Here is a 23,780-nt window from a genome sequence, read left to right on the forward strand (position 1 = left end):
GCCAAAACATTAATCGTGCCGGTCTATCGGAAGAGATTGTAATTCCCGCCAACGTGACAGCCGCCTGGCCCAACGAGCAAAAATCATATCCGTAATAATAGCCAATAGTGCGACCACAACCGCCCCCTGGATAACGTAAGCCGTATTAAAACCGCTAAGTCCGATAATGATCGGAGAACCCAAGGTTTTCGTCCCAACAGTTGATGCTATTGCGGCAGTACCTATATTGATAATGACCGAGGTTCGGATACCTGCAACGATAATAGGTGCTGCCAGTGGCAATTCAACCTGCCACAAAATCTGCCTGGCACTCATTCCCACCCCTTCTGCCACCTCATGAATGCCGCGGGAGACAGACTCGATACCGGTGATGGTTCCTTGTAAAATCGGCAATAAACCATAAAGCACCAAAGCGATAATGGCGGGTTTTTCACTAAATCCCATCACCGGTACGGCAATAGCCAGCACCGCCACCGGTGGAAAAGTCTGCCCCATAGCAACAACGGTTTCCACCACTGAGCGAAACTCTTTCCCCATGGGACGTGTCACAGCAATACCCGCAATCACTCCTATCAAAACAGCGATAACACTGGAAACCAGCACCAATAAGACATGAGCAACCACCAGTGACCAGAATGTATCTTGCAGGTAGACAGGCCGATCGAGATCAGGAAATAACGCGGCAAAGAAACCGTGTAGAGAGGTCATACCAAAAACCAAACCGGTCAACAGCAGCAGCGCCCAGCACAGAGGGTCTTTTAGCCAGCGCAGTACATCGGACACTACCCATTTAAACGCTTTCTTTGTTGGCTTATAAGTATGGGCCGTATCACGGGTATGAGCGGTATCAGGTTTCACACGCTCCCCTTATCTGCCACCAAATCAGCAAAATAAAGCACACCTAGTGATTGCCCATATTCATCAGCCACCGGCAGTTTATCGGTCTGACGAGACACAAACAGGGAAAGCGCCTCGCGCAGGCTGGTAGTACCGAGAATCGGCGGCCCTATCAACGTTTCACCGCGCCTGACCCGTTGTTCAGCCCACCCCAGTGATAACAGCTTAATTCCGAGATCACTGCGACCAAAGAAATCACGAACAAAATCATTGGCGGGTTGAGTTAGCATTTCAAGAGGCGTTCCCTGCTGAATGACTCGGCCTTCATCCATCAGAACTATGCGATCAGCCAGACTCAACGCCTCATCAATATCATGAGTCACCAGCACGATAGTCCGACCCGATAATTGATGAATACGGGTAATTTCAAACTGGAGTGCCGAGCGCGTCACCGGGTCTAACGCGCCAAAGGGCTCATCCATCAATAAGACTTCAGGATCTGCTGCCAAGGCACGAGCGACACCGACACGCTGTTGCTGCCCACCAGACAATTGATGAGGATAGCGGTGGAGAAATTGTTCTGGTTCCAGATGCAGTAGCTCAAGTAATTCAATGACGCGTTGGCGAATACGGTCCTGGGGCCATTTCAACAACTGTGGCACAGTGGCAATATTGCGCTCCACCGTCCAGTGTGGAAATAAACCTATCGATTGGATGGCATATCCCATCCGCCGCCGAATATCTTCAGGTTTATAGTTACGAATTTCTTCACCAGCAAAATGAATCTCCCCCTCATCATGTTCAATAAGGCGGTTAATCATTTTTAGTGTGGTCGATTTACCGGAGCCAGAGGTACCGATGAGTACAGTAAACTCACCCTTGGCTATCTGCAACGTCAGATTATCGACCGCTCGTTTACCGGCAAAATATTTACTTACCTGATGGAAATGAATCATCGACGTGAAGTATCCATAAAAATAACCATAAATTTAAACAGCGAATCAACCACAACCGCCATCACAATCACGGGGATAACGCCAAGCAGCACGAGATCCAATGCGCTGCTAAGCAAACCTTGGAACACAATCGCTCCTAACCCACCCGCACCAATCAATGCAGCCACGACAGCCAGCCCTACTGTTTGTACCGCGACAATGCGGATACCGGATAAAATAAGTGGCATCGCAATAGGTATTTGCACCTGAAAGAACAACTGGCTGCGAGTCATCCCCATACCTCGGGCCGACTCGACAACACTGTCAGGCACCGACTCTAGCCCTGCGACCACATTACGCACTAATGGCAACAATGCATAAAGCACTAACGCGACAATAGCCGGGGCCAGGCCGATACCGCTGACACCATGCTCTGCCAACCAGGGAAGAGCCGCAGCCAGCCCCGCTAAAGGTGCAATTAGCAGGCCAAATAAGGCAATAGATGGAATGGTTTGAATAATATTCAATGTCGAAAAAATGGTGCTTTGAAAATGACGAGAACGAAAACAGAGTAAGCCGAGTGGGACCCCCAAAAGGGTGGCGGGTATCAATGTTGCGAGTAAAATCTGAAGATGTTGCCATAGCGCATCATTAAATACGTCTTGCCGGTTAACGTACTCTTTCATTAACGATAGTTGATCCAACTGCCCCATCATGAGCAATATCACTACCGGCAGAAGCAGTAAGACATTAGCCACACTGCGCCACACAGGGTTAACAATGGCACGAGATAAGCTATCGACGGCAATCAATAGACTCATCCCACTCATCAGCCAGAACCCTCCACCTAATGAGGTACGTGCCAGACTCTCGCCACCTCCGGCAAGCTGTATGGCGGTCGTGCCAGCCAATAACAACAAACCCAAAAGCAGCAACTCGGCAAATAATACTGTTAGCCAATACAGCACGATATTTTGTTTTAAGAACGCAAAAATAAGCAGGATCAGAATAGGAATTAGCACTGCCCCATTTGATCCACTTATCAGCGATAACAACGAGATCCCTTGCCCGGAAATCAATCGGTTAGGTGCATGGCTCACAAAAGACAGCCCAGCACCTGATAAAACCAATAAAATAGCCAGTACTAGCAGGACCCGGTTTTTGACAGCCATAAAAATCCATCTCCATGACAGGTAACCTTTGTTGTAATAACGAGTGACCTGTTTCTTTGATAGCGCTATAAATCAGATGCCTACAGCGCCATCTCTGACACCCACCACTATCCTTTAACAAACCCTTTCTCTTTCAGATAATTAGCTGCCACTTTTTTCGCATCCTGACCTTCAACCGCAATGCGGGCATTCAGTTTTTGTAGCGTCGGCCCATCAAGGGTAGCAAATACAGGATTGAGTAAAGCAGGTATCGTTGGATGCGCTTTCAGTGTGGCCTCACGAATGATCGGCGTCGGCGCATAAATAGGTTGCACACCCTTAGTGTCTTCGAGTGTTTGTAAGCCTAAAGCAGCAACCGGGCCATCAGTGCCATACGCCATGGCAGCATTAACACCAGAGGTCTGTTCTGCCGCAGCTTTAATCGTCACCGCAGTGTCACCACCGGCTAATGATAACAATTGGTCTTGATTCAATTTAAAGCCGTAAGCTTGCTGGAAAGCAGGCAAGGCATCTGGCCGTTCAATAAACTCGGCGGAGGCCGCTAATTTGAATTTACCACCAGCATTAATCCATTTCCCCAAATCCTCCAGCGTTTTCAAGTTATTCGCTTGGGCTAAATCCTGGCGTACTGCAATGGTCCATGTATTGTTCGCTGGAGCAGGTGAGAGCCACACCAGTTTGTTCTTCTCGTAATCTAACGCTTTGACTTTTTCATAGCCTGCTTTCGCATTTTTCCAAGCGGGATCTTTTTCATCCGAGAAGAAAAAAGCCCCATTACCGGTATATTCAGGGTAAATATCAATCTCACCCGCAGTGATAGCACCACGCACTACTTTGGTGGTGCCCAATTGTGATTTATTGGTGGTTTTTATCCCGTTAGCATCCAGTACCTGCACAATAATATTGCCCAGCAATGAACCTTCAGTATCAATTTTTGAGCCAACTCGGACAGTATCTGCGGCCTGTGATATACCGGTTGATGCCGTTAGCACCATTGCCGCCAATGCAAAAATCCGGCCACGGGTTAGGGTCATTGCCATGCTTACCTCTCATGTGCTCAAGGGTGAGTTAACGTTCATTCTTGCATACTTGTAGTAGCTGAATGTTTACAGGGTGTGCGGCCAAGACATCTTTAACAGATGAGTAACCATATTAGATTTAGTCCAAAACAAACCAAATAACCAATTGATATTAAATATATTATTAGCGTTACATTAGGCTTGTAGGTTTGTATCTATAATACGTAACAGTTTGATAGCTAAGTATTTAAGCTGTGTTGTAACAGCAAAATTTTCAGTTAAGATTACATCAAATACTGTATATAACAACAGCAATTTTCAAATAACAGAAGAGATCGCTAAGAATTTATTCACCTGAATCCATAGCCGTTTTAACCTCAGCGGGCTGATTTAGGTTGATTCAGAATGCTGGCTACTACTTTTAATCACACCATACCGCTCTTCTGCCGCAACAGTTTTATTCTCGCAATCGTAAAATGGGTGTACTTCTATTTCCAACGCAGTAAAAGCAAATGCGTCAAACCATTGAGTATAGCCGTTCACGACAAATTGCCCGCTGCGCTGCTGATATTGAACGCGGTTTTCCAGATAAATCTGGCGTAACCCGTACCAAGGTAAGGCTGGCAAATCATGATGCACCAAGTGGTAATTGAGGTTTAGAAATAACAGACGCCATGGCCATGCAGCTTCATTCAAGGCTGAGCGCGCCGAACTCTCTGGCGCTGCACGATGTTCAAAAAAAGATCTTACTTTAGTCAGACTAAGTGCCGGATAGCTAATCGCCAGTAGGTAGAAAACGGCAGAAATACCATAGCCTGCCATCCAGTGAAGTAACCCGTAAAGTAGCCCTAAATGAATCAGCCACATGAATATGGCCGAGCGATCGCCGGAAATAAAAGCCCGGGCTGCGCTGCGAAGAGTATTAATGATGTCTAGTGATGGCCCGAGGGCTAGCCGCCCCACAAAGGTGTTACTCGCACGTATAATACCTTTGAGTAATATGTGGAAGTATTGCCATTGTGTTGCCGTGTAGTAATAGCACTCTGGATCTTTTTCTGGGTGAGTCAAATCCTCATCGCGGTGATGTTGAATATGAGAATCACGATAAAGGCCATAGGGGTACCATACCGCCAGTGGCAAAGTTCCAAATAGCTGATTTACCCTCCGCCAACGGGTTGGATGGCCGTGAATCAACTCATGTTGCAAAGACATATACCACGCACTCAACAAGATCAGCAGAACACTTCCCATCACTGGCCCTAATTGCTGCCAATGAATAACACCAACAAACCACCCAGTGTAAATGACACCGATCAATATCCAAGTAGGGATCTCCAGACGCCATAGCCAAGAACGGGACAACTGCTTTACCTTTGCCCGTTGCTGCTCACTAAGATAATGAGCAGTAGTTGTCGCGTGATTATTACGTTTAGTGTCAGCAGTGGGCATATTTAAAACTCATACATGGCCTAATTCGGGCCAGTATCAGCTAAATGATGCTCACCACTAACTAACTTAAGGTGCTATGTAAATCTGAGAATTAGATAACCTCTCTTCGCATTGACATTGTAGAAATTAAAAATGTTAGCTGTAGCAGAATGGTCAATCTGTTAAGACATTTACCCAGCATCGTTCCTCGGCAGAAACGGCAATAGCATCCAATACTTTCGATACTTTCCAACCTTCTTCAAAATCCGGCCACATACGGTCATCGGCAGCAATGCCGTTAATCAAATCGCGGATCTCAACCGTTTTTTGATCGTTAAATCCAATACCATGTCCTGCACTGACACAAAAAGCCGCATAGTCTGGATGCTGTGGCCCTATAAGTAATGTTTTAAACCCTTGTCTGGCCTGTGGATCATCATGGCGATAGAGCTGTAATTCCGCCATGCGTTCTTGAGAATAACTGATCGCACCTTTAGTGCCGGTGATTACATATGTCAGCCCCATTTTACGGCCACAAGCAATCCGTGAAGTTTCTATGGTCCCCATAGCACCATTGCTAAAATGCACCAATGCACTGGCTTGATCTTCATTCTCCACCGCAAGAAGCGATGAGGGATCTTTCGGGTCAGGGCGCCGTCTGATGATAGTTTGCATATCGCCACAGACACGGGTGATATCGCCGACCAGATAATGAGCCATATTAACAATGTGTGCGGCTAAATCCCCCAAGGCCCCCAGACCTGCCTGCGCCTTGGTACAATGCCAGTCCAAAGGTGTGAGTGGATCAGCCAGATAATCTTCATTATGAGTACCATAAAAATGCACGACCTCACCAATCTCACCGTTTGCAATAATTTCTCGCGCTAACTGACTCGTTGGATTTTTCATATAATTGAAACCCACCAACGTTTTTACCCCTTTTGCACGTGCAGCATCGACCATTTCTTTAGCATCGGCAGCACTCAGCGCCAGTGGCTTTTCTGAATAAACATGTTTGCCGTGGCTAATTGCTGCTAGAGCCATCTCCTTATGCAAGAAATTTGGTGCACAAATATCCACCACATCAATATCAGGATCGGCAACCAGTTCGCGCCAATGGGAGGTAGATCGGGAAAAACCAAATTCTGCAGCACGTTTTTGAGCCAATTCAGGAGTCACTTCTGCCAACATCTCTAATACTGGCTGACCCTTGAGTGGAAAAACAGTCGCAACCTGCGCGTAAGCAATGGCGTGGCAACGGCCGATATAACCAGTACCAATAAGGCCAATTCGAACTTTTTTCATTTTATTCCCCTTACCTGTTTATAAATTAAAGCCCCGATAAGGTAGCTTTACTTGCCACTGGTTATACGAAATTAAAATTTCACTATCAAGTCAATATGAAATTAAAAGTTATTTTTGCGAGGCGCTACGAAGAAAAGGGTCAAGCTAATGAAAGCTTACACAAGCAGGATACTTCTATCAGAATGTAGTTCACAGATTGAATTCCAAATTCAATTAATTAATTATATATTTTCATTATGTAATTTATTGAATAATAAATTTCAATAAATGCGAAGCGTCACGCATCATGAGCAAGTCGGGGTTTCAATAGCGTAATTTCGTTATATAGTGGGCATCAAGATGAAGCGATAAATCCCATCGCTCCTTTATAATGTTGACAGGTAACTTGCTATGAACTCACCTTTTCTGGTTACAGCACAATGGCTGGCAGAACATGCTAATGATGCCGATATCGTTATTCTGGATGCCAGAATGTCACCGCCGGGATTGATACCTAAAAGAGACATTCAGGCTGAGTTCGAGCAAGGGCATATCCCGGGAGCCGTTTACTTTGATATTGATGAAATTGCAGACCACAGTACTGAATTGCCACATATGCTGCCATCGCCACAGGAATTCAGTGAGAGGGTTGGTCAATTAGGGGTAAGTGAGCAACATACTTTAGTGATTTATGACGACGGTAACCTGTTTTCCGCACCACGCGTTTGGTGGACGTTCCGTACTTTTGGTGCCAAAAATGTGCGTATATTGGCCGGTGGTATCAACGGATGGCGGCAAGCGGGTTATGCATTAGAAAGCGGCCAGGCAAAATCAACCCCGCAAGTGTTCAATGTGGCTTTCAATAGTGCTGCGGTCAAAAACGTTGATGAGGTTGTCGCCGTACTGGGAAATAGTGAAGTACAAATTATAGATGCTCGGCCAGCCAACAGATTTAAAGCCCAAGAGCCTGAGCCTCGGCTTGGTCTGCGCCTTGGCCGTATCCCCGGCAGTATTAATGTCCCGTGGGGGAGCATGGTAGAAAATGGTAATTTGAAATCGCCACAAGCACTGGCACGTATTTTTGCCGCTCAAGGCGTGGATTTAACCAAGCCCATTATTACCAGCTGTGGTTCTGGCGTAACAGCCGCAGTGGTAGCTTTGGGGCTGGCGGCATTAAACGCACCATCAGTATCACTCTATGATGGTTCTTGGGCGCAATGGGGGGCATTCGATTCACTGCCCATCGAGGATACCCGCCTCCCATAAGAGCCTGTCAGATAGCAACCAGGCCACGGACACCGTCTAACTCCATATCAGTGCCGTGGCCACGCTGGATAATTTTGCCACGGGACATCACTAAATAGTTATCCGCCAGCTCTGCGGCAAAATCATAAAACTGCTCAACCAACAAGATAGCCATATCCCCTTGAACAGCCAGTTTTTTGATAACTATACCTATCTCTTTGATAACCGAAGGTTGAATTCCCTCAGTTGGCTCATCCAAAATGAGCAAACGAGGCTGGCAAGCCAATGCGCGCCCAATCGCCAACTGCTGCTGCTGCCCACCAGATAGATCCCCACCACGGCGATGTTTCATTTCTTGTAACACTGGGAATAACTGATAAATACTTTCAGGTACTAACTTGCTCTGGGCGCCGGGAAAACGAGAAAGCCCCAATAGAATGTTCTCCTCAACCGTTAATCTGGGGAAAATTTCTCTACCTTGTGGCACATAAGCAATGCCTCCTTTCACCCGTTGGTGTGGTGACTGATGGCTAATATTTTTACCTTCCCATGTAATGCTACCGTTTTTGACCGGCACCAGTCCCATCAAGCATTTGAGTAATGTCGTTTTACCAACGCCATTACGGCCCAATAAGCAAGTAACCTCACCTATCGCAGCCTCGAATGACAAACCACGCAAGATATGGCTGCCACCGTAATATTGATCAAGTTCATTCACTTGCAGCATATATTGACCTTAAATATCCAGTTAACTGTTAGTCACCAAAACCCGATCACATGATATGGCAGGAGAAACAACGCCGATCAGCCGCTATGAATCAAGGCGCAATCCCCGAAGTTTGGTCAACCCAAATGAGGGGGGAAGCAATACCGAGTCACAGTGGCGCAGCCGCTATGAATCAAGGCGCAATCCCCCGAAGTTTGGTCAACCCAAATGAGGGGGGAAGCAATACCGAGTCACAGTGGCGCAGCCGCTATGAATCAAGGCGCAATCCCCCGAAGTTTGGTCAACCCAAATGAGGGGGGAAGCAATACCGAGTCACAGTGGCGCAGCCGCTATGAATCAAGGCGCAATCCCCCGAAGTTTGGTCAACCCAAATGAGGGGGGAAGCAACACCGAGTCAGAACGGCTCAGCGCCCCAAATATACCTCGATCACTTGCTCGTTGGCCTGCACCTCTGCCAATGACCCCTCGGCCAACACCTGGCCCTGATGCAACACCGTGACATGATCAGCAATAGACTCGACGAACCCCATATCGTGCTCCACGACCATCAGTGAATGCTTCCCGGCTAATTGATTAAACAACTCGGCGGTATAGGCGGTCTCGGCATCGGTCATCCCAGCGGCTGGCTCATCCAACAGTAGCAAATGCGGGTCTTGCACCAATAACATCCCAATTTCAAGAAACTGCTTTTGACCATGAGATAACAAGCCTGCCTGCCGCTGTCGCATCTCACTAAGGCGCAACATAGTAAGGGTTTCATCAATTTGATCCCGCTGCTCACTGTTCAACTTGGCGCGCAGACTGGCCCAGACCGTTTTGGTGCTTTTTTGTGCCAATTCAAGATTTTCAAACACACTTAGCGCTTCAAATACCGTCGGTTTTTGGAATTTCCGGCCAATCCCTGCTTGAGCAATCTCTATCGTATTCATCATTGAGAGATCACGGTGTTGGTCATAGGTCATCTTACCGGCCTGGGGACGTGTTTTACCGGTTATCACATCCATCAGCGTGGTTTTACCCGCACCATTCGGGCCAATAATGCAACGCAGCTCGCCAACACCTATTTGCAATGAGAGATCACGCAAAGCATGAAAGCCATCAAAACTAACATTAATATTTTCGAGGGTTAACACCGGATCCCGTTGCTGGCGATGCTTGTCGGCCGCATGCTCTAACGCACCGGGTTCCTGAGCAATTATCTCGGGATAAATCAGTTGTTCCGTAATTTGAAACCGGCTCATTTGTCTTTCCCCCGCCGCAGTAACCCGATAACACCCTTAGGTAAGAACAACGTAACCAAAATAAATATCAATCCGAGGAAGAACTGCCAATATTCTGGCATTGCCATGGTGAACCAGCTTTTTGCGCCATTGACAATGCCAGCCCCTAATACCGGGCCAATTAATGTCCCGCGCCCCCCAAGTGCTACCCAGATAGCAGCTTCAATAGAGTTGGTTGGCGACATTTCACTTGGATTGATGATACCAACCTGAGGTACATACAACGCTCCCGCCAGAGCACAGAGTACGGCTGATAATGTCCAGACAAACAGCTTGAAACCTTTCGGATCATAGCCACAAAATGTCAGGCGATTTTCAGCATCACGCACGGCGGTCAACACTCGCCCAAACTTGGTGCGGGCCAATGCAAAGCCCAATACCAAACTGGCGATTAACAAAGCGAGTGAGGCCAGAAACAGGGCAATACGGGTAGAGGTTGCCGATACCGGGAAGCCCAGCATAGTGGTAAATCCGGTGAAACCGTTGTTACCGCCAAAGCCCGTTTCGTTACGGAAAAACAGTAACATCCCCGCGTAAGTCAGCGCCTGCGTCATGATAGAGAAATAGACGCCCTTTATTTTGGAACGAAAGGCGAAATATCCAAAAATAAAAGCCAGTAAACCGGGAACCAAGACGATCAGGCACAATGCCCAAATAAAATATTGGCTACCACTCCAAAACCACGGCAACTCAGACCAGGATAGAAAAGACATGAATGCAGGCAGGCCATCACCAGCCGCCTGACGCATCAGATACATGCCCATGGCATAACCACCAAGTGCGAAAAATAGGCCATGGCCAAGAGACAGTAAACCGGCATATCCCCATACCAGATCAAGTGCGATAGCCACTACTGCATAGCATAGAATCTTACCGATAAGCGTTAAGGTATAGGTTGATATTGCGAGGGGATTATCAGCCGGCAGCAGTGCTAAAAAAGGCAAAATAATCAGTGCAGTAACAACTACAGCCCCCAATGATAAGCTGATAACAGGTGCTTTTTGCGTCAAGGTTATAGCTAAAGGTTGATTCATTAATCACTCACCCTGCCCTTGAGGGCAAACAGACCCTGCGGCCGTTTTTGAATAAATAATATGATTAGCACTAAAATCAAAATCTTACCTAATACTGCGCCAATCTGCGGTTCCAAAATTTTATTCAGCATGCCTAACCCCAGTGCTGCAACAACACTGCCAGCCAGTTGTCCGACACCACCAAGCACAACAACCAGGAAGGAATCGATGATGTAGCCCTGCCCTAATTCCGGACCAACATTTCCCAGTTGTGACAGGGCAACCCCTCCTAATCCGGCAATACCCGAACCCAGGCCAAAAGCCAGCATATCAACCCTGCCGGTTGCCACCCCACAGCAAGCAGCCATGGCGCGATTTTGCGTCACTGCCCGTACCTGTAGACCGAGGCGGGTTTTATTTAGCAACAGCCAAGTGAGTAACAGAACAATGATCACAAAGGCGATAACGGCGATACGATTCCATGGCAAAACCAGATTTGGCAAAATCTGTACCCCGCCAGACAGCCACGCAGGGTTAGCGACTTCCAAGTTTTGCGCGCCAAAAATCATACGCACGCTCTGAATCAGCATTAGACTAATTCCCCAGGTTGCCAACAGCGTTTCCAGCGGGCGGCCATAAAGATGCCGAATTACCGTTCGTTCCAAAGCCATGCCGATTCCAGCCGTAATAAAGAACGCGACCGGCAAGGCGACCAACGGATAGAGGGCTAGCCAATGCAGAGCTAATTGCTGAAACAGTGATTGCACCAAGTAAGCTGAATAGGCTCCCAACATCAGCATTTCACCATGGGCCATATTGATAACACCCAATAGGCCGTAAGTGATGGCTAACCCAAGAGCTGCTAGCAACAAGATAGAGCCTAGTGATAACCCGCTGAATACTTGCCCAATAATATCCCCGACCATCAACCGATTTTGTACCTGTTTCAAACTACTGGCTGCCGCGGCACGCACTTGTGCATCAGGCTCGGTTTTAGCATCGGTTAAGCTTTGCAAACGAGATTGGGTTTGTGGCGAACCTGATTGTCCGAGCAATTGCACAGCATTCAGGCGCACCAAAGGGTTACTATCGGTCAGTTGTAAATTAGCCAAAGCAATACTTAGCGCTTCTTTGACTTTACTGTCTGTTTCCAATTTAAGACGCTGATTAAGTAACGGTAATTGATCACTTTGCGCTTGCTGCTGTAACTCTAGTGCCGCTTGCAAGCGCACTGATTCGTCTTCACTTGCCAGCCGTTGAGCCGTCAGTGCATTAGCAATCAGAATACGTAAGCGGTTATTGAGCCAGATTTTCTTTGGTGTACCGACAGGTTGTAACTGCCCTTCCAGCGGGGTGAAACTCTGATTATGCTGGATGAATGCCTGCCCTGTGCTATCGACCACCAACGTTTCTTGTTTCAGTGCCTGCAATAAGGGTAATCGGCTAGCATCCGGTTCGGTCGCCCATTGCTGCAACATAGCGGCTTGCTGTGAACGATTAGCCACAGCAAAATCATGGGCTGGCCCTGCTGTTGCCAAGGCTGAAAAGCTCAGTAACAGGCCTATCAGCGGCCTGAGCAAAAGATTGACTGCTCTACTCCAAACAGGAATTAACAATTTCATAGGCCCGCTCATCACTGATATATGGCAAAAAAGATCCAGAGCCCGCAAAATCTGGCCCTGGAGAGTCATCGCTACTGAGTGCTTTTCACTGGATGATCCGGTTTCTTGTCATTTCCGGCGATGAACGGGCTCCATGGCTGAGCACGAATTGGCGCATCGGTTTGCCATACCACGTTGAATTGTCCGTTAGCCTCAATTTCGCCAATCATCACCGGTTTGTGCAGATGGTGATTAGTTTTATCCATTGTCAGCGTAAATCCTGATGGTGCTGGATAGGTTTGTCCGGCCATCGCAGCACGAACCTTATCCACATCGGTTGATTTGGCTTTTTCTACTGCCTGGGCCCACATGTGCATACCTACCCAAGTAGCTTCCATCGGATCATTGGTGACAGCAGTATCTGCATTCGGCAACTTATGCGCTTTGGCATAGGCTTTCCATTGTTCAACAAACGTCTTGTTCGTCGGATTATCCACCGATTGGAAGTAGTTCCAGGCCGCCAGATTCCCCACCAGTGGTTTGGTATCAATGCCACGTAGTTCCTCTTCCCCCACAGAGAACGCAATGACAGGCACATCAGTCGCTTTGATACCTTGGTTGGCCAATTCTTTGTAGAAGGGAACATTTGAATCGCCGTTGATGGTGGAAATAACGGCGGTTTTGCCATCGGCAGAGAATTTCTTAATATTACCCACAATAGTTTGGTAATCGCTGTAACCAAACGGGGTATAAATCTCTTCGATATCTTTATCCTGAATACCTTTGGTATGCAGGAAGGCACGTAGGATTTTGTTGGTAGTGCGCGGGTAGACATAATCCGTCCCTAACAAAATAAAGCGTTTTGCACCACCCCCATCTTCACTTAATAAGTATTCCACAGCAGGGATAGCCTGTTGGTTTGGTGCCGCACCGGTATAGAAGACGTTGGGCGACATCTCTTCCCCCTCATACTGTACCGGATAGAACAGTAGACCATTTAACTCTTCAAATACCGGTAAGACAGACTTACGTGAAACCGACGTCCAGGCACCAAATACGACGGCGACTTTATCTTGTGTTAATAATTGCCGCGCTTTCTCGGCAAAGAGTGGCCAGTTAGAGGCCGGATCGACAATAACCGGCTCCAGTTGTTTACCCAATACACCACCATGAGCATTGATATCATCAATACTCATCAAAGCCATATCTTTCAATGGTGTTTCAGAGATAGCCATCGTGCCGGACAACGAGTGCAAGATACCCACTTTGATGGTGTCGGCAGCCAGCGTGCCAAAAGCCACACCCATACTGATAACTGAAGCTGAAAGAGCAAAAACCTTAATCAAGTTACGATGTTGCATAGCGTTAACCTCTGGTCGTTGAGTAAAACACACAAGATCGGATTACTCTGCGCAATCGCCATGCCAGTTTTATATCTTAATAATTTAATTGAAGATTATAGATAACGTTACCAAATAACCGGATAAACGGCCTAATTGTCTGCACCAATAATGCACAACGCACGGGCACAGATAGTGCAACAATGAGAGGAAGTATGTGGGCAGGTAATTAAAAAACAGAATGGTGTTAATTCAGAGATTGGTGAGAAGAGTGTAGCTTAATTTTAACGAAAAACAGGAGTGCCAAATTGCCACTCCTGTTTTGTTATTAATAATCTATATCAGATAGTTATATCGATATGATCAATCTTACTTTTTAGGGCCACGTATACGTAGCGTCAAACCTTTCAGAAAATAACGCAAAGCCTGATCACCACATGGGCGGAAGTTTTTGCTGCCCTCTTTGCGGAACAGTGCATTTAGCTCAGGTTTAGATACTGGGAATTCAACCGCATTAAAAACATCGTGCATATCGGTATCTTTCAACTCAAATGCCACACGTAGTTTTTTCAATACAATATTGTTGGTAATGACTGGCTCTACCGCCGGGGCCGGGAACTTGTCATCTTTACCACGTCTAAAGAAGATCAAACCATTAAGGAAATGTGCCATTACCAGATCAGGGCAATCTTGATAACCGGCCTCATCTTCTTTTTTAAGAAAATTAACGACATCCGCATTGTTCACTTCAAAATCAGCCAGCTTAATGATTTCTGCTATCTTGATATCGTTTACGTTAAGCATGTAGCGAACACTACGGAGCACATCGTTGTTCATCATATTACTGCCCTATTCCTATTATTTAGAGTAGACGTGGGCGAATATCGCAAGAAAAACAAAAGGCTTCTTTCACGTCTAGCGGGCAGTATTGTATAGATTTACGTTGATTTTCTCAATGCAAATCTGATTAATGAGAAAAGTATGCATTCCGGTAGAATACATAAAACTCAATAATAATGAAATTTGAAGGGCTAAGATAAATTAATATTCCTTTCATCTTTCTACTTTATTAAAGATCAGCTATTCATCTTACTGTTATAGCTGGATTGATAAAGGGCGATATCCTCACCGGAAATGTATTTTCTACGTAATGTGGCAGATATTTTATCCATAATCATAACTACCACAACCATTATTAAGGTAATAAACATCACAACATCCCAGTTCCATAGACGCATATTCTCGGCATAAACCAAGCCAATACCTCCCGCCCCCACAAAACCTAATACTGCGGCAGAACGCGTATTTGACTCAATTTGATAAAGGCTTAGCGCTAACAGTGTTGGGAAGGACTGAGTAAAAATACCAAAACGGTGTTTTTGCAAAGCATTAGCCCCCATGGCGGTCAAGCCGCGATTAGGCGATTTATCAACAGCTTCATGCCCTTCAGCATAGAGTTTACCCAATAACCCTATATCTTGCATAATAATAGCTAACACCCCGGCAAGCGGCCCCATACCAACGGCACGAACAAAAATCAGTCCCCAAATTGCCATATCAATGCCACGAAAAACATCCAAAAAGCGCCGAATTATAAAGGAAATAATACGTAATCCCGGTGTCGACATTACGTTGCGTGCGGCTAAAAATGATAGCGGCAAAGCCAGCACCGTCGCGGTTAAAGTCCCTGCGAATACAATTGCCAAGGTAATAAATATCTGACTGAAATAGTATTTAAATGGCCAATTAATGAAATCATGCCAAACAAACATACGCAAAAAATAGCGGCTTATTTGCTGGCTTCCATTAGCAAATGTCTGCCAAGGGATACCAAAGACTTTAAAGAAAAATAGATAATATAAAAAAATACCGACAGTAATGGCGGTAACTAACCTGATATACCGTTTTTGCTGTAAGAAAAATTGCGGATATTGCTGTTTTAAAGTCAATATCTGTGACGGTGTTAAATGATGAGCCAACATTATGAAGCTCCTTCCACAACGTGCTGACGTAATTTACCCGAGGTATAATCCAACAGCGATACCACAATAATAATCAGCAGCAATGTCATGCTCACCTGATCATAACGGTCCAATTTTATTGACGTCATCAGTTCCTGCCCAATCCCACCAGCACCAACCAGTCCTAGAATGGTCGATTGGCGGAAATTAATCTCCAGACGCATAAAGCTATAAGAGAGAAATATCGGTTTTACCTGTGGCCACAGCGCAAAACGCATTCGTTGTAATTTACCCGCACCACAGGCCGCCAGCCCACGCACCGGTTTATCAGATACCGTTTCAAGCGATTCATAAAACAACTTAGTCAAACTGCCAATCGTATGTAATGCCAGTGCCAGAAAACCGGGAATTGCCCCGATACCAAAAGCCATAACAAACATCACTGCCCATGCCAATTCCGGCATGGTGCGTAAAAATGCCACAAAAGTTCGAATAGATAACCGTAACCAAGGCGGGCTTTGAGTATTATTCGCAGCCAGGAAGGCCAGGATAACCGCAACCACCACGGATAAAATAGTGGCTGCCACCGCCAATTGCAGCGTTTCCCAAATCAGCGGTAACTGTATAGGTAACCGATAACCCCAATAAGCCAGAGACCCCTCCGTGTGACCATCGGCAAATAAATTGTGCCAATAGAGTACCGGTATCGTTTCGGCTAGATAATCAAAAAAATGTGGGATGGAAATAAGAACAGTATGTAAATTAAACTCAGCAATACTTCCAGCACCCAGATAAATAATTGCCAGCGTTAATGACCAAATCAACGTTTCACGTTTTTGTTTACCGCGAATCTGCTGGTAGTAGTGGTTAAAATCAGTATTCAAAATAAGCTACCACCTAAAAGCAATAGCTCCGGCAAGCCAGAGCTATTTCGTTTTATCCGCCGGACCGAATTAACGATCACCTTTGGTTAATTCACGCTTCATATCAATGATAGTTTGATACTCGCTGAGGGATGTTTCACCAATATGCTGTTTGCCACCCATCGCTTTAATGAAACAACCGTGATCCTCTTTATCCAGTTTTTTAACCGCAGCGACTAATTGCGCTTTAAATTCAGACGGTAATGCACTGCGGACAAGAATCGGGCCGTTGGGGATCAGTGGCGACTGCCAGATGATACGGATCTGTTTCATTAAATCCGGGTGATCCATACGAATCATGCGCGTAAATGCACCACTGGTATAACCGGTGTTATAGTCACCGATCATGGAAGCCCAGGTGACAGCACCGGCGAATTGCCCGTTAATGACACCCAGAATATCTTGTTCATGACCACCAGAGAATGTCACGCTAGAGAAGAAGTCGTTATATTTATTATCCGGTGTTCCACCAAATTTCTGTTTAAAACTTTGATTAGGGATTAAAAAACCAGAGGTTGAATCTGGGTCAGCAAAACCGAACGCTTTACCTTTCAAATCTTCAATTTTCTGATAAGGGCTATCCGCTTTCACCACAACCACAGAGTGATAACCGCGTGATTTGTCAGTATCATCGATAGCAATACCTACAATATCAACGGCTTTAGGATCTTTAATATAAACAGAGGCAAAAGAGGAAGGAGACATACTTAATACCAAGTCAATCTTCCCACCTAATAGGCCTTGTATTACGCCAGAATAGTCTGATGCATTATGCAAGTTTGTTTTTACATTTAACTCTTTATCTAAAAACTCTTTGACACACATATTATCGCCAATTTGTTGTGTCGCATTCTGCCCACCAAGAATACCCAGATTAATTTCTTTTGGTGCATCCGCTGCTGTAGCATTAAATACCATAAAACTTGCCAATAATGAGGTAAGACAAAGTACTTTTTTCATTAAAATAACCTATTCTGATAAAGGGATAAGTGGGGATTAATGCAAAAGTTCAGTGGATTCATCGCTGTAAATATCTTGAATAATAGAATCATTTAACAGTGAAGGATGCCCATCAAAGACAATCCGCCCGTGGGCAATACCAATCACTCGGGTGCAATAGTCTTTCACCAAATCAACAGAGTGTAAGTTCACAATTACAGCAATATCGTTTTCACTTATTTTCTGTAATGTATTCATAATGCGGGTTGTGTTTTTTGGATCTAAAGAAGCGACAGGTTCATCAGCCAATAATATTTTGGGGTTTTGCATCATGGCGCGGCAAATGGCCACCCGTTGCATTTGGCCGCCAGAGAGATTCTCTGCACGCTGCAACGCATGGGGTAACATATTAAGCCATTGTAATAACTCAATTGCTCTAGCCCGATCTTCATCAGCAAATATTTTGAAAAATGATTTAAACGTGGAGGTGTAACTCAGGCGGCCTAACAAAACATTAGTAATAACATCAAGACGGGGGACCAAACAGAAATCTTGGAAGATCATGCCGCATTTTGCGCGCCATTTACGCATCTGCTTGGTTGTTAGTGCTGCAATATTTTGCGTATCGCCATTGTCATGGTAATTAATAATTTCGCCCGCACTGCTGGGAATAGTGCCATTTAAAACATGTAACAATGTTGATTTTCCGGCACCAGAGCGGCCAATAATTGCAACAAACTCACCTGCATGGAGTTCAAAATTAATATCATCCAGCACACGGTGTTGTGATTGGTACGCTTTAACTAATCCCTTAACGGCAAGTACCTTCTTACGCGGTTCTTGCACCGCAGCCGGATAGTCAGCCACAGTGAATTTACGTAATGCCTGGCCCATAACATGTCTCTCAGATTGCCTGTCGTCATGAGCTATTAACGGATAATTCTATTGCATCTTGATGAAAGTTTTATGAGAGAAAGGTGACAAAAAATAGCCACCTTTCTTATACTTTACTCAATTACAGGATATTGATGAGTATCTAACTTCTTAATTTACGGTAGACAAACAGCACAACCAGTGAACCGATAACCGCCACGACAAAGCTGCCAAAATTAAACCCATCAACTTTGCCCATACCAAAGAAGACACTAATATAGCCCCCCACCAGGGCACCGACCACGCCAAGGATTACGGTCATAATAAAGCCACCGCCATCCTCTCCGGGCATAATCCATTTAGCCAAAACACCGGCGATAAGACCAAAAATAATCCAAGATAGTATGCCCATAAACACCTCCATAAAATTAATATTTGCTGATAACTGATTTGACTACCCACTGTTGTTGATCCGCCTTTCAGCTTTGCGTTCAATCTTAAACATAGGTCTCAGGTAAACATAACGGGCTTAACCTGACAGTCTTAAAACAGCTAACATCATTAAGTTAAGACCCGATTAACAAAATCTGCAAATCAGACCAGCCAAGTTAAATACAAATCAAATAACCGGCTGTCGCGGGGTGAAAACATGATTAATTCCCTGCTGTTGTAGCTTTTTCAATAAATCATATCCACCATTTGGCACACTATGCGCAAACTCTCGTTCGCTTGTAAACACAGGGCTGACCCAATACATATTAACCGGATCACCTTGTTGAAGAGGTAGAGTAAGATTGTCTGCATCAGCATATAACGCTGATGATAAAATATAGCCTTCATAACCCTTAGGGGCGACAGCCGACTCCAGTGTATGCCCTTCGCCAAGCCAGGTTATTTTACTCCAGGGAACGTGGGCAAATCCTGCCAGCGCACTGGCCATGTGAATAGCGTTGTCTTCGTTGACATATTGGCTATCAATTGCAATCGCCATCTCCAAGCGCCGGTATTTAGCTGCATCATCATTAAATAATATTTCAACCCATGGCTGAGGACGAATACTGACCCCCACGGTCAGAAAGTAATATATTCCCTCTTTCTCATGTTGGGAGATGGCCATTGGCGGCCACGTCCCCTGATCGATGGCATAATATTTTACCGATGGACCGAAGTGCTGCTCATAATATTGAATATATTCAGCTTGTAATGCAGGCCACGGATTTCCCTCTTCCTGTTGCCAGGCCCGCCAAAATTGACGAGTATGTTGCGCATTGGCATATTGTGTATTGGTTGAAGCTGACCCCAGAGGTAATGTCAGTGGATTATCTTTAATACAACTGGCGGAATAGCAAATTGAGTGATCAATATAGAGGCTCCAGCCAGGAATAATTGCCAACAGTTGTCCCTGATACCACAATGCCGCACCGTCGTCACTTTCAGACCAGACTATCGTAATATACTGCGCATCCAGCTCCGCCTCGCCCGCCACATTACGGCAGAACTCTGCGGCTAATCGTGGGGCCAACCCTTGTTCAAGGGCGGTATTATCAGCCGATGGTGGCGCAGCAACCAGATTTCTCACCCAGCAGGCACGCACGGGAAAACGCTCTTCAAATGCCTCCTGCGGATAAATATAGAAGTAAACTACCCGATTATCCTGTTGCACCACAGCAACCAATGTCTGGTTTTCATTACTGACTTCGGCCAGTACCTCAGATTCTTTCATATCGCCTCAACTGTATCGGCAAAGGGTTTCAGGCGAAACATACTGTATTGCCTGCTGTAAAATAAGCCTATTAGCGGAACACAGATAATCTCATGCTAATAACTTTAATACTGATAGTGTAAAGCATGGCATAGTGTAAAACGTCTTATCCCTTTAAATCATCAGCAAAAGTCTCAAAAATACGCCGAATGCGATTATTATTTGAATCTTATTTTTTATAATCGATTCAATATGATCCTATAGTGACCGATCGTAATTATAGACTGTCACCTCAATACCTATAACCAATAGTTGATAGTCTACAGCCTGAATTCACGCTAAAATAAAACCATTATTTCTCGCAGAATTGAGGGTTCACATGGCATATATACCGAAGAATTACACCCGGCTGGAAAGTGGCTATCGGGAGAAAGCACTGAAAATTTTTCCGTGGGTTTGCGGTAAATGTTCACGAGAGTTTGTTTATTCCAATCTGCGAGAGCTGACGGTTCACCATATTGACCATGATCATAGCAATAACCCAGAAGATGGCAGCAATTGGGAGATGTTATGCCTTTTTTGTCATGATCATGAACACTCTAAATACACCGAAGCAGACCAATATGGGTCGACTGTGATTGCCGGGGATGATGCCCAGAATGATCAGGGTGTTGCTACCCATAATCCATTCGCCAACCTAAAGTCTTTGATGAAGAAATAACGCTGTCTGGCCGTGGTATGCAACACGGCCGACATGACATCACCATCGGACTAAAAACCTAATAGCTGCCGGTAAGATTGAGTTTCTTGTTGTTGTGGCAATAGCCCTAATTTATCGGCTAACTGTTGGCATTCGACTTTAAGGCTATCCAGGGCCGTAGCATCATCAGTCATGATGGCTATTTCGGCAAAATCGCCAAGACCCGCCAAGCTATCAACCGTGACATGAAACTTCCCAATAAAGTAGATACTCCGTATTTTTTCCAGCATAAATGCTGGCTGATAGCCTAACGTCGCCAGCATGCTTTGAACCTTGGTTATATCCTCAATATTGCTGGCCTCACAGCGTTCAGTTCCCGGCCCTTTTACTATCCATAAACGAATACCTGACGGGTTCATCTCACGTAAAACCATACTGACCTGTTTAGCCGCTAAATCACCGCCGTTGGCTTCCAGATAGATATCTTTTTCATGATTATTGAGGGTAAATGGCAATGCTTGATGTAATGCTAGTTGTTCATGTAATTGGCTGATGTTCGATACATGGAACTTTAACTCAACTTCATATTTACCAATAAAATGCTCACTCATAAATGCCTTACTAATCAGTGTAATCATTAAACTCGATCCTATACCTCATCACGTAATGATCAAAATACTTATCAATATCCCAATGACTCAACCTAGCCTTGATACGCTGAATAGTTTTCTTATAAATCATTAATGTTAGTAATGTTTAAACGGCGGGAATGATGAAGGTTGAAGACAATTTAAGCACTAATAACGAGAGCTAGCTCACAAAGCAAACGATTCATCAGGAAACCCTTTCCTCCCTCATGTTTACTTCATGGCATCCGAAGAGCGGTTTGCTATCAGCCGATACGTGGATGAATGCTAACAAAAGTCAATGCCATTACAGGGAGCGGCACCAATGAATCAATCCAATGATGAAAAAAGGCAAACCTTGCTGAACCAGTTGCAGCAGATTGTGGGTGCGCGCTACTTGCTAACCGGCGAACGGCAGACAGAGCGTTATCGTACGGGTTTCCGCTCAGGAACAGGATCTGCTCTTGCGGTAGTGTTTCCTTCAACGTTATTACAGCAATGGCAGTTGCTACAAGCCTGTGTGGCCGCCGATACCATTGTTATCATGCAGGCAGCGAACACCGGGCTGACAGAAGGCTCAACCCCCAGTGGTAATGATTATGATCGACCCATTGTTATATTAAATACTTTGCGCCTCAATCAAATCCAGCTATTAAATGATGGAAAGCAGGTTATTGGTTTTCCTGGCAGTACGCTGAATCAATTGGAAATACGTCTGAAACCTTATGATCGTGAACCCCATTCGGTCATTGGGTCCTCTTGCATCGGTGCCTCGGTGGTGGGGGGCATTTGTAATAACTCAGGTGGGTCATTGGTTCAAAGAGGCCCTGCCTACACCGAAATGGCACTGTACGCACAGATTGATGCTCAGGGTGAGTTACAGTTAATCAATCATTTAGGGATTAATTTAGGCAATACGCCAGAAGAGATTTTGCAACGGCTGGAACGGGGTAAATATCGTGCCAGCGATATTGCACAAGGTACACAACAAGCCTCCGACCACGAATATGCTACGCGAGTAAGAGATATTGATGCGCCAACCCCTTCACGTTTCAATGCCGATCCAAGACGATTATTTGAAGCCTCGGGATGTGCCGGTAAATTGGCCGTATTTGCAGTACGGCTTGACACTTTTCCCAGTGAAAAACAACAGCAAGTCTTTTATATCGGCACCAATCAGACTCAGGTATTGACTGAATTACGCCGTGCAATTTTACGTGACTTTAAACATTTGCCCGTCGCTGGTGAATATATGCATCGCGATATTTTTGATATTGCTGAAGTGTACGGCAAAGATACCTTTGTCATGATAAATAGCATGGGTACCAATAATATGCCTCGTTTCTTTACCCTAAAGGGCAAAATTGATGCACGGCTTAGCAAAGTTCCTTTTTTAATCGACCATTTAACTGATCGAATAATGCAAGGCTTCAGCCAGGTACTGCCCAACCATTTACCTAAACGCCTCAAAACATATCGGAGTAAATATGAGCATCATTTGATGCTTAAAATGTCAGGTGCAGGTATTCCTGAAGCACAGCAGTTTTTGAAGGACTTTTTTGCGACGGCGGAAGGTAACTTCATTACCTGTACCGCTGATGAAGGCAAGAAAGCCTTTTTACACCGCTTTGCCGCAGCAGGTGCTGCTGTGCGCTATCACGCTGTTCACGCTGATAAAGTGGAGGATATTCTGGCTCTGGATATTGCGCTACCGCGCAATGAAGAACAATGGTTTGAGACCCTCCCGGCAGAAATAGACCAATGCCTGGTCGCCAAACTCTATTACGGCCATTTCTTGTGCCATGTCTTCCATCAGGACTATATTGTGAAAAAAGGTGTTGATACTCAGGCATTAAAACAAAAAATGCTGGCGCTGCTGAATGACAAAGGGGCGGAATATCCGGCTGAGCACAATGTGGGGCATCTCTATATAGCCAAACCTGCCTTAAAGGATTTTTACCAACAGATAGACCCAACCAACAGCTTTAATCCTGGGATTGGTAAAACCTCAAAACGTAAATCCTGGCAGAAAGAATAATATCACCCCGATACTGGGCTCCATATCAAGTCGAATTAGGCATTATCTGAATTCAAGTCCTCTATCTCCTGAATTCTGCCAAACAAACTATAGTCATAGTCTAGAGCCAACGAGGTTGGTGCGGCTAACAAATGTTA

At 45.3% G+C, this 23,780-nt stretch carries 22 protein-coding genes; 3 read left to right on the forward strand and 19 right to left on the reverse strand.

Annotated elements, in window-relative coordinates; translation table 11 throughout:
- Window positions 1–9 precede the first annotated feature (9 nt).
- From V2A84_RS11915 to V2A84_RS11940, 6 genes are all read right to left on the reverse strand, one after another.
- Window positions 10–708 carry an ABC transporter permease gene (locus V2A84_RS11915; RefSeq protein ID WP_372569866.1) on the reverse strand — a complete coding sequence of 233 codons (699 nt, stop codon included), beginning with the start codon at window positions 706–708 and terminating at the stop codon, window positions 10–12.
- Between the two features lie 146 nt (window positions 709–854).
- Window positions 855–1,793 (reverse strand): ABC transporter ATP-binding protein, encoded by a 939-nt coding sequence (locus tag V2A84_RS11920; RefSeq protein WP_372568885.1) that lies wholly within the window; start codon window positions 1,791–1,793, stop codon window positions 855–857.
- Window positions 1,790–2,944: an ABC transporter permease gene (locus V2A84_RS11925; protein ID WP_083159468.1), complete on the reverse strand. Its 1,155-nt coding sequence runs from the start codon at window positions 2,942–2,944 to the stop codon at window positions 1,790–1,792. The genes V2A84_RS11920 and V2A84_RS11925 overlap by 4 nt, the downstream gene beginning before the upstream one ends.
- Window positions 2,945–3,051: 107 nt before the next feature.
- Window positions 3,052–3,984, reverse strand: coding sequence for a glycine betaine ABC transporter substrate-binding protein OsmF (osmF, locus tag V2A84_RS11930; protein ID WP_083159470.1), 933 nt, complete (start codon window positions 3,982–3,984; stop codon window positions 3,052–3,054).
- A gap of 369 nt (window positions 3,985–4,353) precedes the next feature.
- On the reverse strand, window positions 4,354–5,412 hold the full coding sequence (locus V2A84_RS11935) for a fatty acid desaturase (protein WP_083159472.1): 1,059 nt from the start codon (window positions 5,410–5,412) through the stop codon (window positions 4,354–4,356).
- Window positions 5,413–5,565: 153 nt separating this feature from the next.
- Window positions 5,566–6,696: a Gfo/Idh/MocA family protein gene (locus V2A84_RS11940; RefSeq protein WP_083159474.1), complete on the reverse strand. Its 1,131-nt coding sequence runs from the start codon at window positions 6,694–6,696 to the stop codon at window positions 5,566–5,568.
- A gap of 390 nt (window positions 6,697–7,086) precedes the next feature.
- On the opposite strand from V2A84_RS11940, the gene sseA reads away from it, so the two are divergent.
- On the forward strand, window positions 7,087–7,941 hold the full coding sequence (gene sseA / locus V2A84_RS11945) for a 3-mercaptopyruvate sulfurtransferase (RefSeq protein WP_083159476.1): 855 nt from the start codon (window positions 7,087–7,089) through the stop codon (window positions 7,939–7,941).
- A 7-nt stretch (window positions 7,942–7,948) separates the two neighbouring features.
- Here sseA and urtE read toward each other — a convergent pair whose 3' ends face one another.
- The 12 genes from urtE to V2A84_RS12005 form a co-directional block, all read right to left on the reverse strand.
- A complete protein-coding gene (gene urtE, locus V2A84_RS11950) occupies window positions 7,949–8,647 on the reverse strand; it encodes an urea ABC transporter ATP-binding subunit UrtE (RefSeq protein ID WP_083159478.1) in 699 nt (232 codons plus the stop codon).
- Between the two features lie 404 nt (window positions 8,648–9,051).
- Window positions 9,052–9,888, reverse strand: coding sequence for an urea ABC transporter ATP-binding protein UrtD (gene urtD, locus V2A84_RS11955; protein WP_083159482.1), 837 nt, complete (start codon window positions 9,886–9,888; stop codon window positions 9,052–9,054).
- Window positions 9,885–10,961 carry an urea ABC transporter permease subunit UrtC gene (gene urtC, locus V2A84_RS11960; RefSeq protein WP_083159484.1) on the reverse strand — a complete coding sequence of 359 codons (1,077 nt, stop codon included), beginning with the start codon at window positions 10,959–10,961 and terminating at the stop codon, window positions 9,885–9,887. The genes urtD and urtC overlap by 4 nt, the downstream gene beginning before the upstream one ends.
- Window positions 10,961–12,562 (reverse strand): urea ABC transporter permease subunit UrtB, encoded by a 1,602-nt coding sequence (urtB, locus tag V2A84_RS11965; protein ID WP_442848872.1) that lies wholly within the window; start codon window positions 12,560–12,562, stop codon window positions 10,961–10,963. The genes urtC and urtB overlap by 1 nt, the downstream gene beginning before the upstream one ends.
- 71 nt (window positions 12,563–12,633) lie before the next feature.
- Window positions 12,634–13,902: an urea ABC transporter substrate-binding protein gene (gene urtA / locus V2A84_RS11970; protein ID WP_083159486.1), complete on the reverse strand. Its 1,269-nt coding sequence runs from the start codon at window positions 13,900–13,902 to the stop codon at window positions 12,634–12,636.
- 348 nt (window positions 13,903–14,250) lie between these two features.
- Complete coding sequence (locus V2A84_RS11975; protein WP_083159488.1) at window positions 14,251–14,721, reverse strand: DUF1456 family protein; 471 nt, start codon at window positions 14,719–14,721, stop codon at window positions 14,251–14,253.
- Window positions 14,722–14,957: 236 nt separating this feature from the next.
- Window positions 14,958–15,863, reverse strand: a complete 906-nt coding sequence (gene phnE, locus V2A84_RS11980; RefSeq protein ID WP_083159490.1) for a phosphonate ABC transporter, permease protein PhnE — start codon at window positions 15,861–15,863, stop codon at window positions 14,958–14,960.
- On the reverse strand, window positions 15,863–16,726 hold the full coding sequence (phnE, locus tag V2A84_RS11985; protein ID WP_193784694.1) for a phosphonate ABC transporter, permease protein PhnE: 864 nt from the start codon (window positions 16,724–16,726) through the stop codon (window positions 15,863–15,865). Before phnE (V2A84_RS11985) ends, phnE (V2A84_RS11980) begins: the two co-directional genes overlap by 1 nt.
- A 69-nt stretch (window positions 16,727–16,795) precedes the next feature.
- Entirely contained in the window at window positions 16,796–17,725 is a 930-nt protein-coding gene (gene phnD, locus V2A84_RS11990; RefSeq protein WP_083159492.1) for a phosphonate ABC transporter substrate-binding protein, read from the reverse strand.
- Between the two features lie 36 nt (window positions 17,726–17,761).
- Complete coding sequence (phnC, locus tag V2A84_RS11995; RefSeq protein ID WP_083159494.1) at window positions 17,762–18,598, reverse strand: phosphonate ABC transporter ATP-binding protein; 837 nt, start codon at window positions 18,596–18,598, stop codon at window positions 17,762–17,764.
- Window positions 18,599–18,740: 142 nt separating this feature from the next.
- A complete protein-coding gene (locus tag V2A84_RS12000) occupies window positions 18,741–18,989 on the reverse strand; it encodes a GlsB/YeaQ/YmgE family stress response membrane protein (protein ID WP_083159496.1) in 249 nt (82 codons plus the stop codon).
- A 207-nt stretch (window positions 18,990–19,196) separates the two neighbouring features.
- Window positions 19,197–20,300 carry a suppressor of fused domain protein gene (locus V2A84_RS12005; RefSeq protein WP_083159498.1) on the reverse strand — a complete coding sequence of 368 codons (1,104 nt, stop codon included), beginning with the start codon at window positions 20,298–20,300 and terminating at the stop codon, window positions 19,197–19,199.
- A gap of 358 nt (window positions 20,301–20,658) precedes the next feature.
- On the opposite strand from V2A84_RS12005, the gene yajD reads away from it, so the two are divergent.
- Window positions 20,659–21,000, forward strand: coding sequence for an HNH nuclease YajD (yajD, locus tag V2A84_RS12010; RefSeq protein ID WP_005189583.1), 342 nt, complete (start codon window positions 20,659–20,661; stop codon window positions 20,998–21,000).
- Window positions 21,001–21,050: 50 nt separating this feature from the next.
- Here the strand turns inward: yajD and V2A84_RS12015 are convergent, their stop codons facing one another.
- Window positions 21,051–21,590, reverse strand: a complete 540-nt coding sequence (locus V2A84_RS12015; RefSeq protein ID WP_083163801.1) for a class IV adenylate cyclase — start codon at window positions 21,588–21,590, stop codon at window positions 21,051–21,053.
- Window positions 21,591–21,930: 340 nt separating this feature from the next.
- Here V2A84_RS12015 and dld point away from each other — a divergent pair, with 340 nt between their 5' ends.
- Complete coding sequence (dld, locus tag V2A84_RS12020; RefSeq protein WP_083159500.1) at window positions 21,931–23,643, forward strand: D-lactate dehydrogenase; 1,713 nt, start codon at window positions 21,931–21,933, stop codon at window positions 23,641–23,643.
- Window positions 23,644–23,780 lie beyond the last annotated feature (137 nt).

The sequence above is a fragment of the Yersinia sp. 2553 StPb PI genome (assembly GCF_052217105.1).
In the GTDB taxonomy this organism is placed as follows: Bacteria; Pseudomonadota; Gammaproteobacteria; order Enterobacterales; family Enterobacteriaceae; genus Yersinia; species Yersinia enterocolitica_E.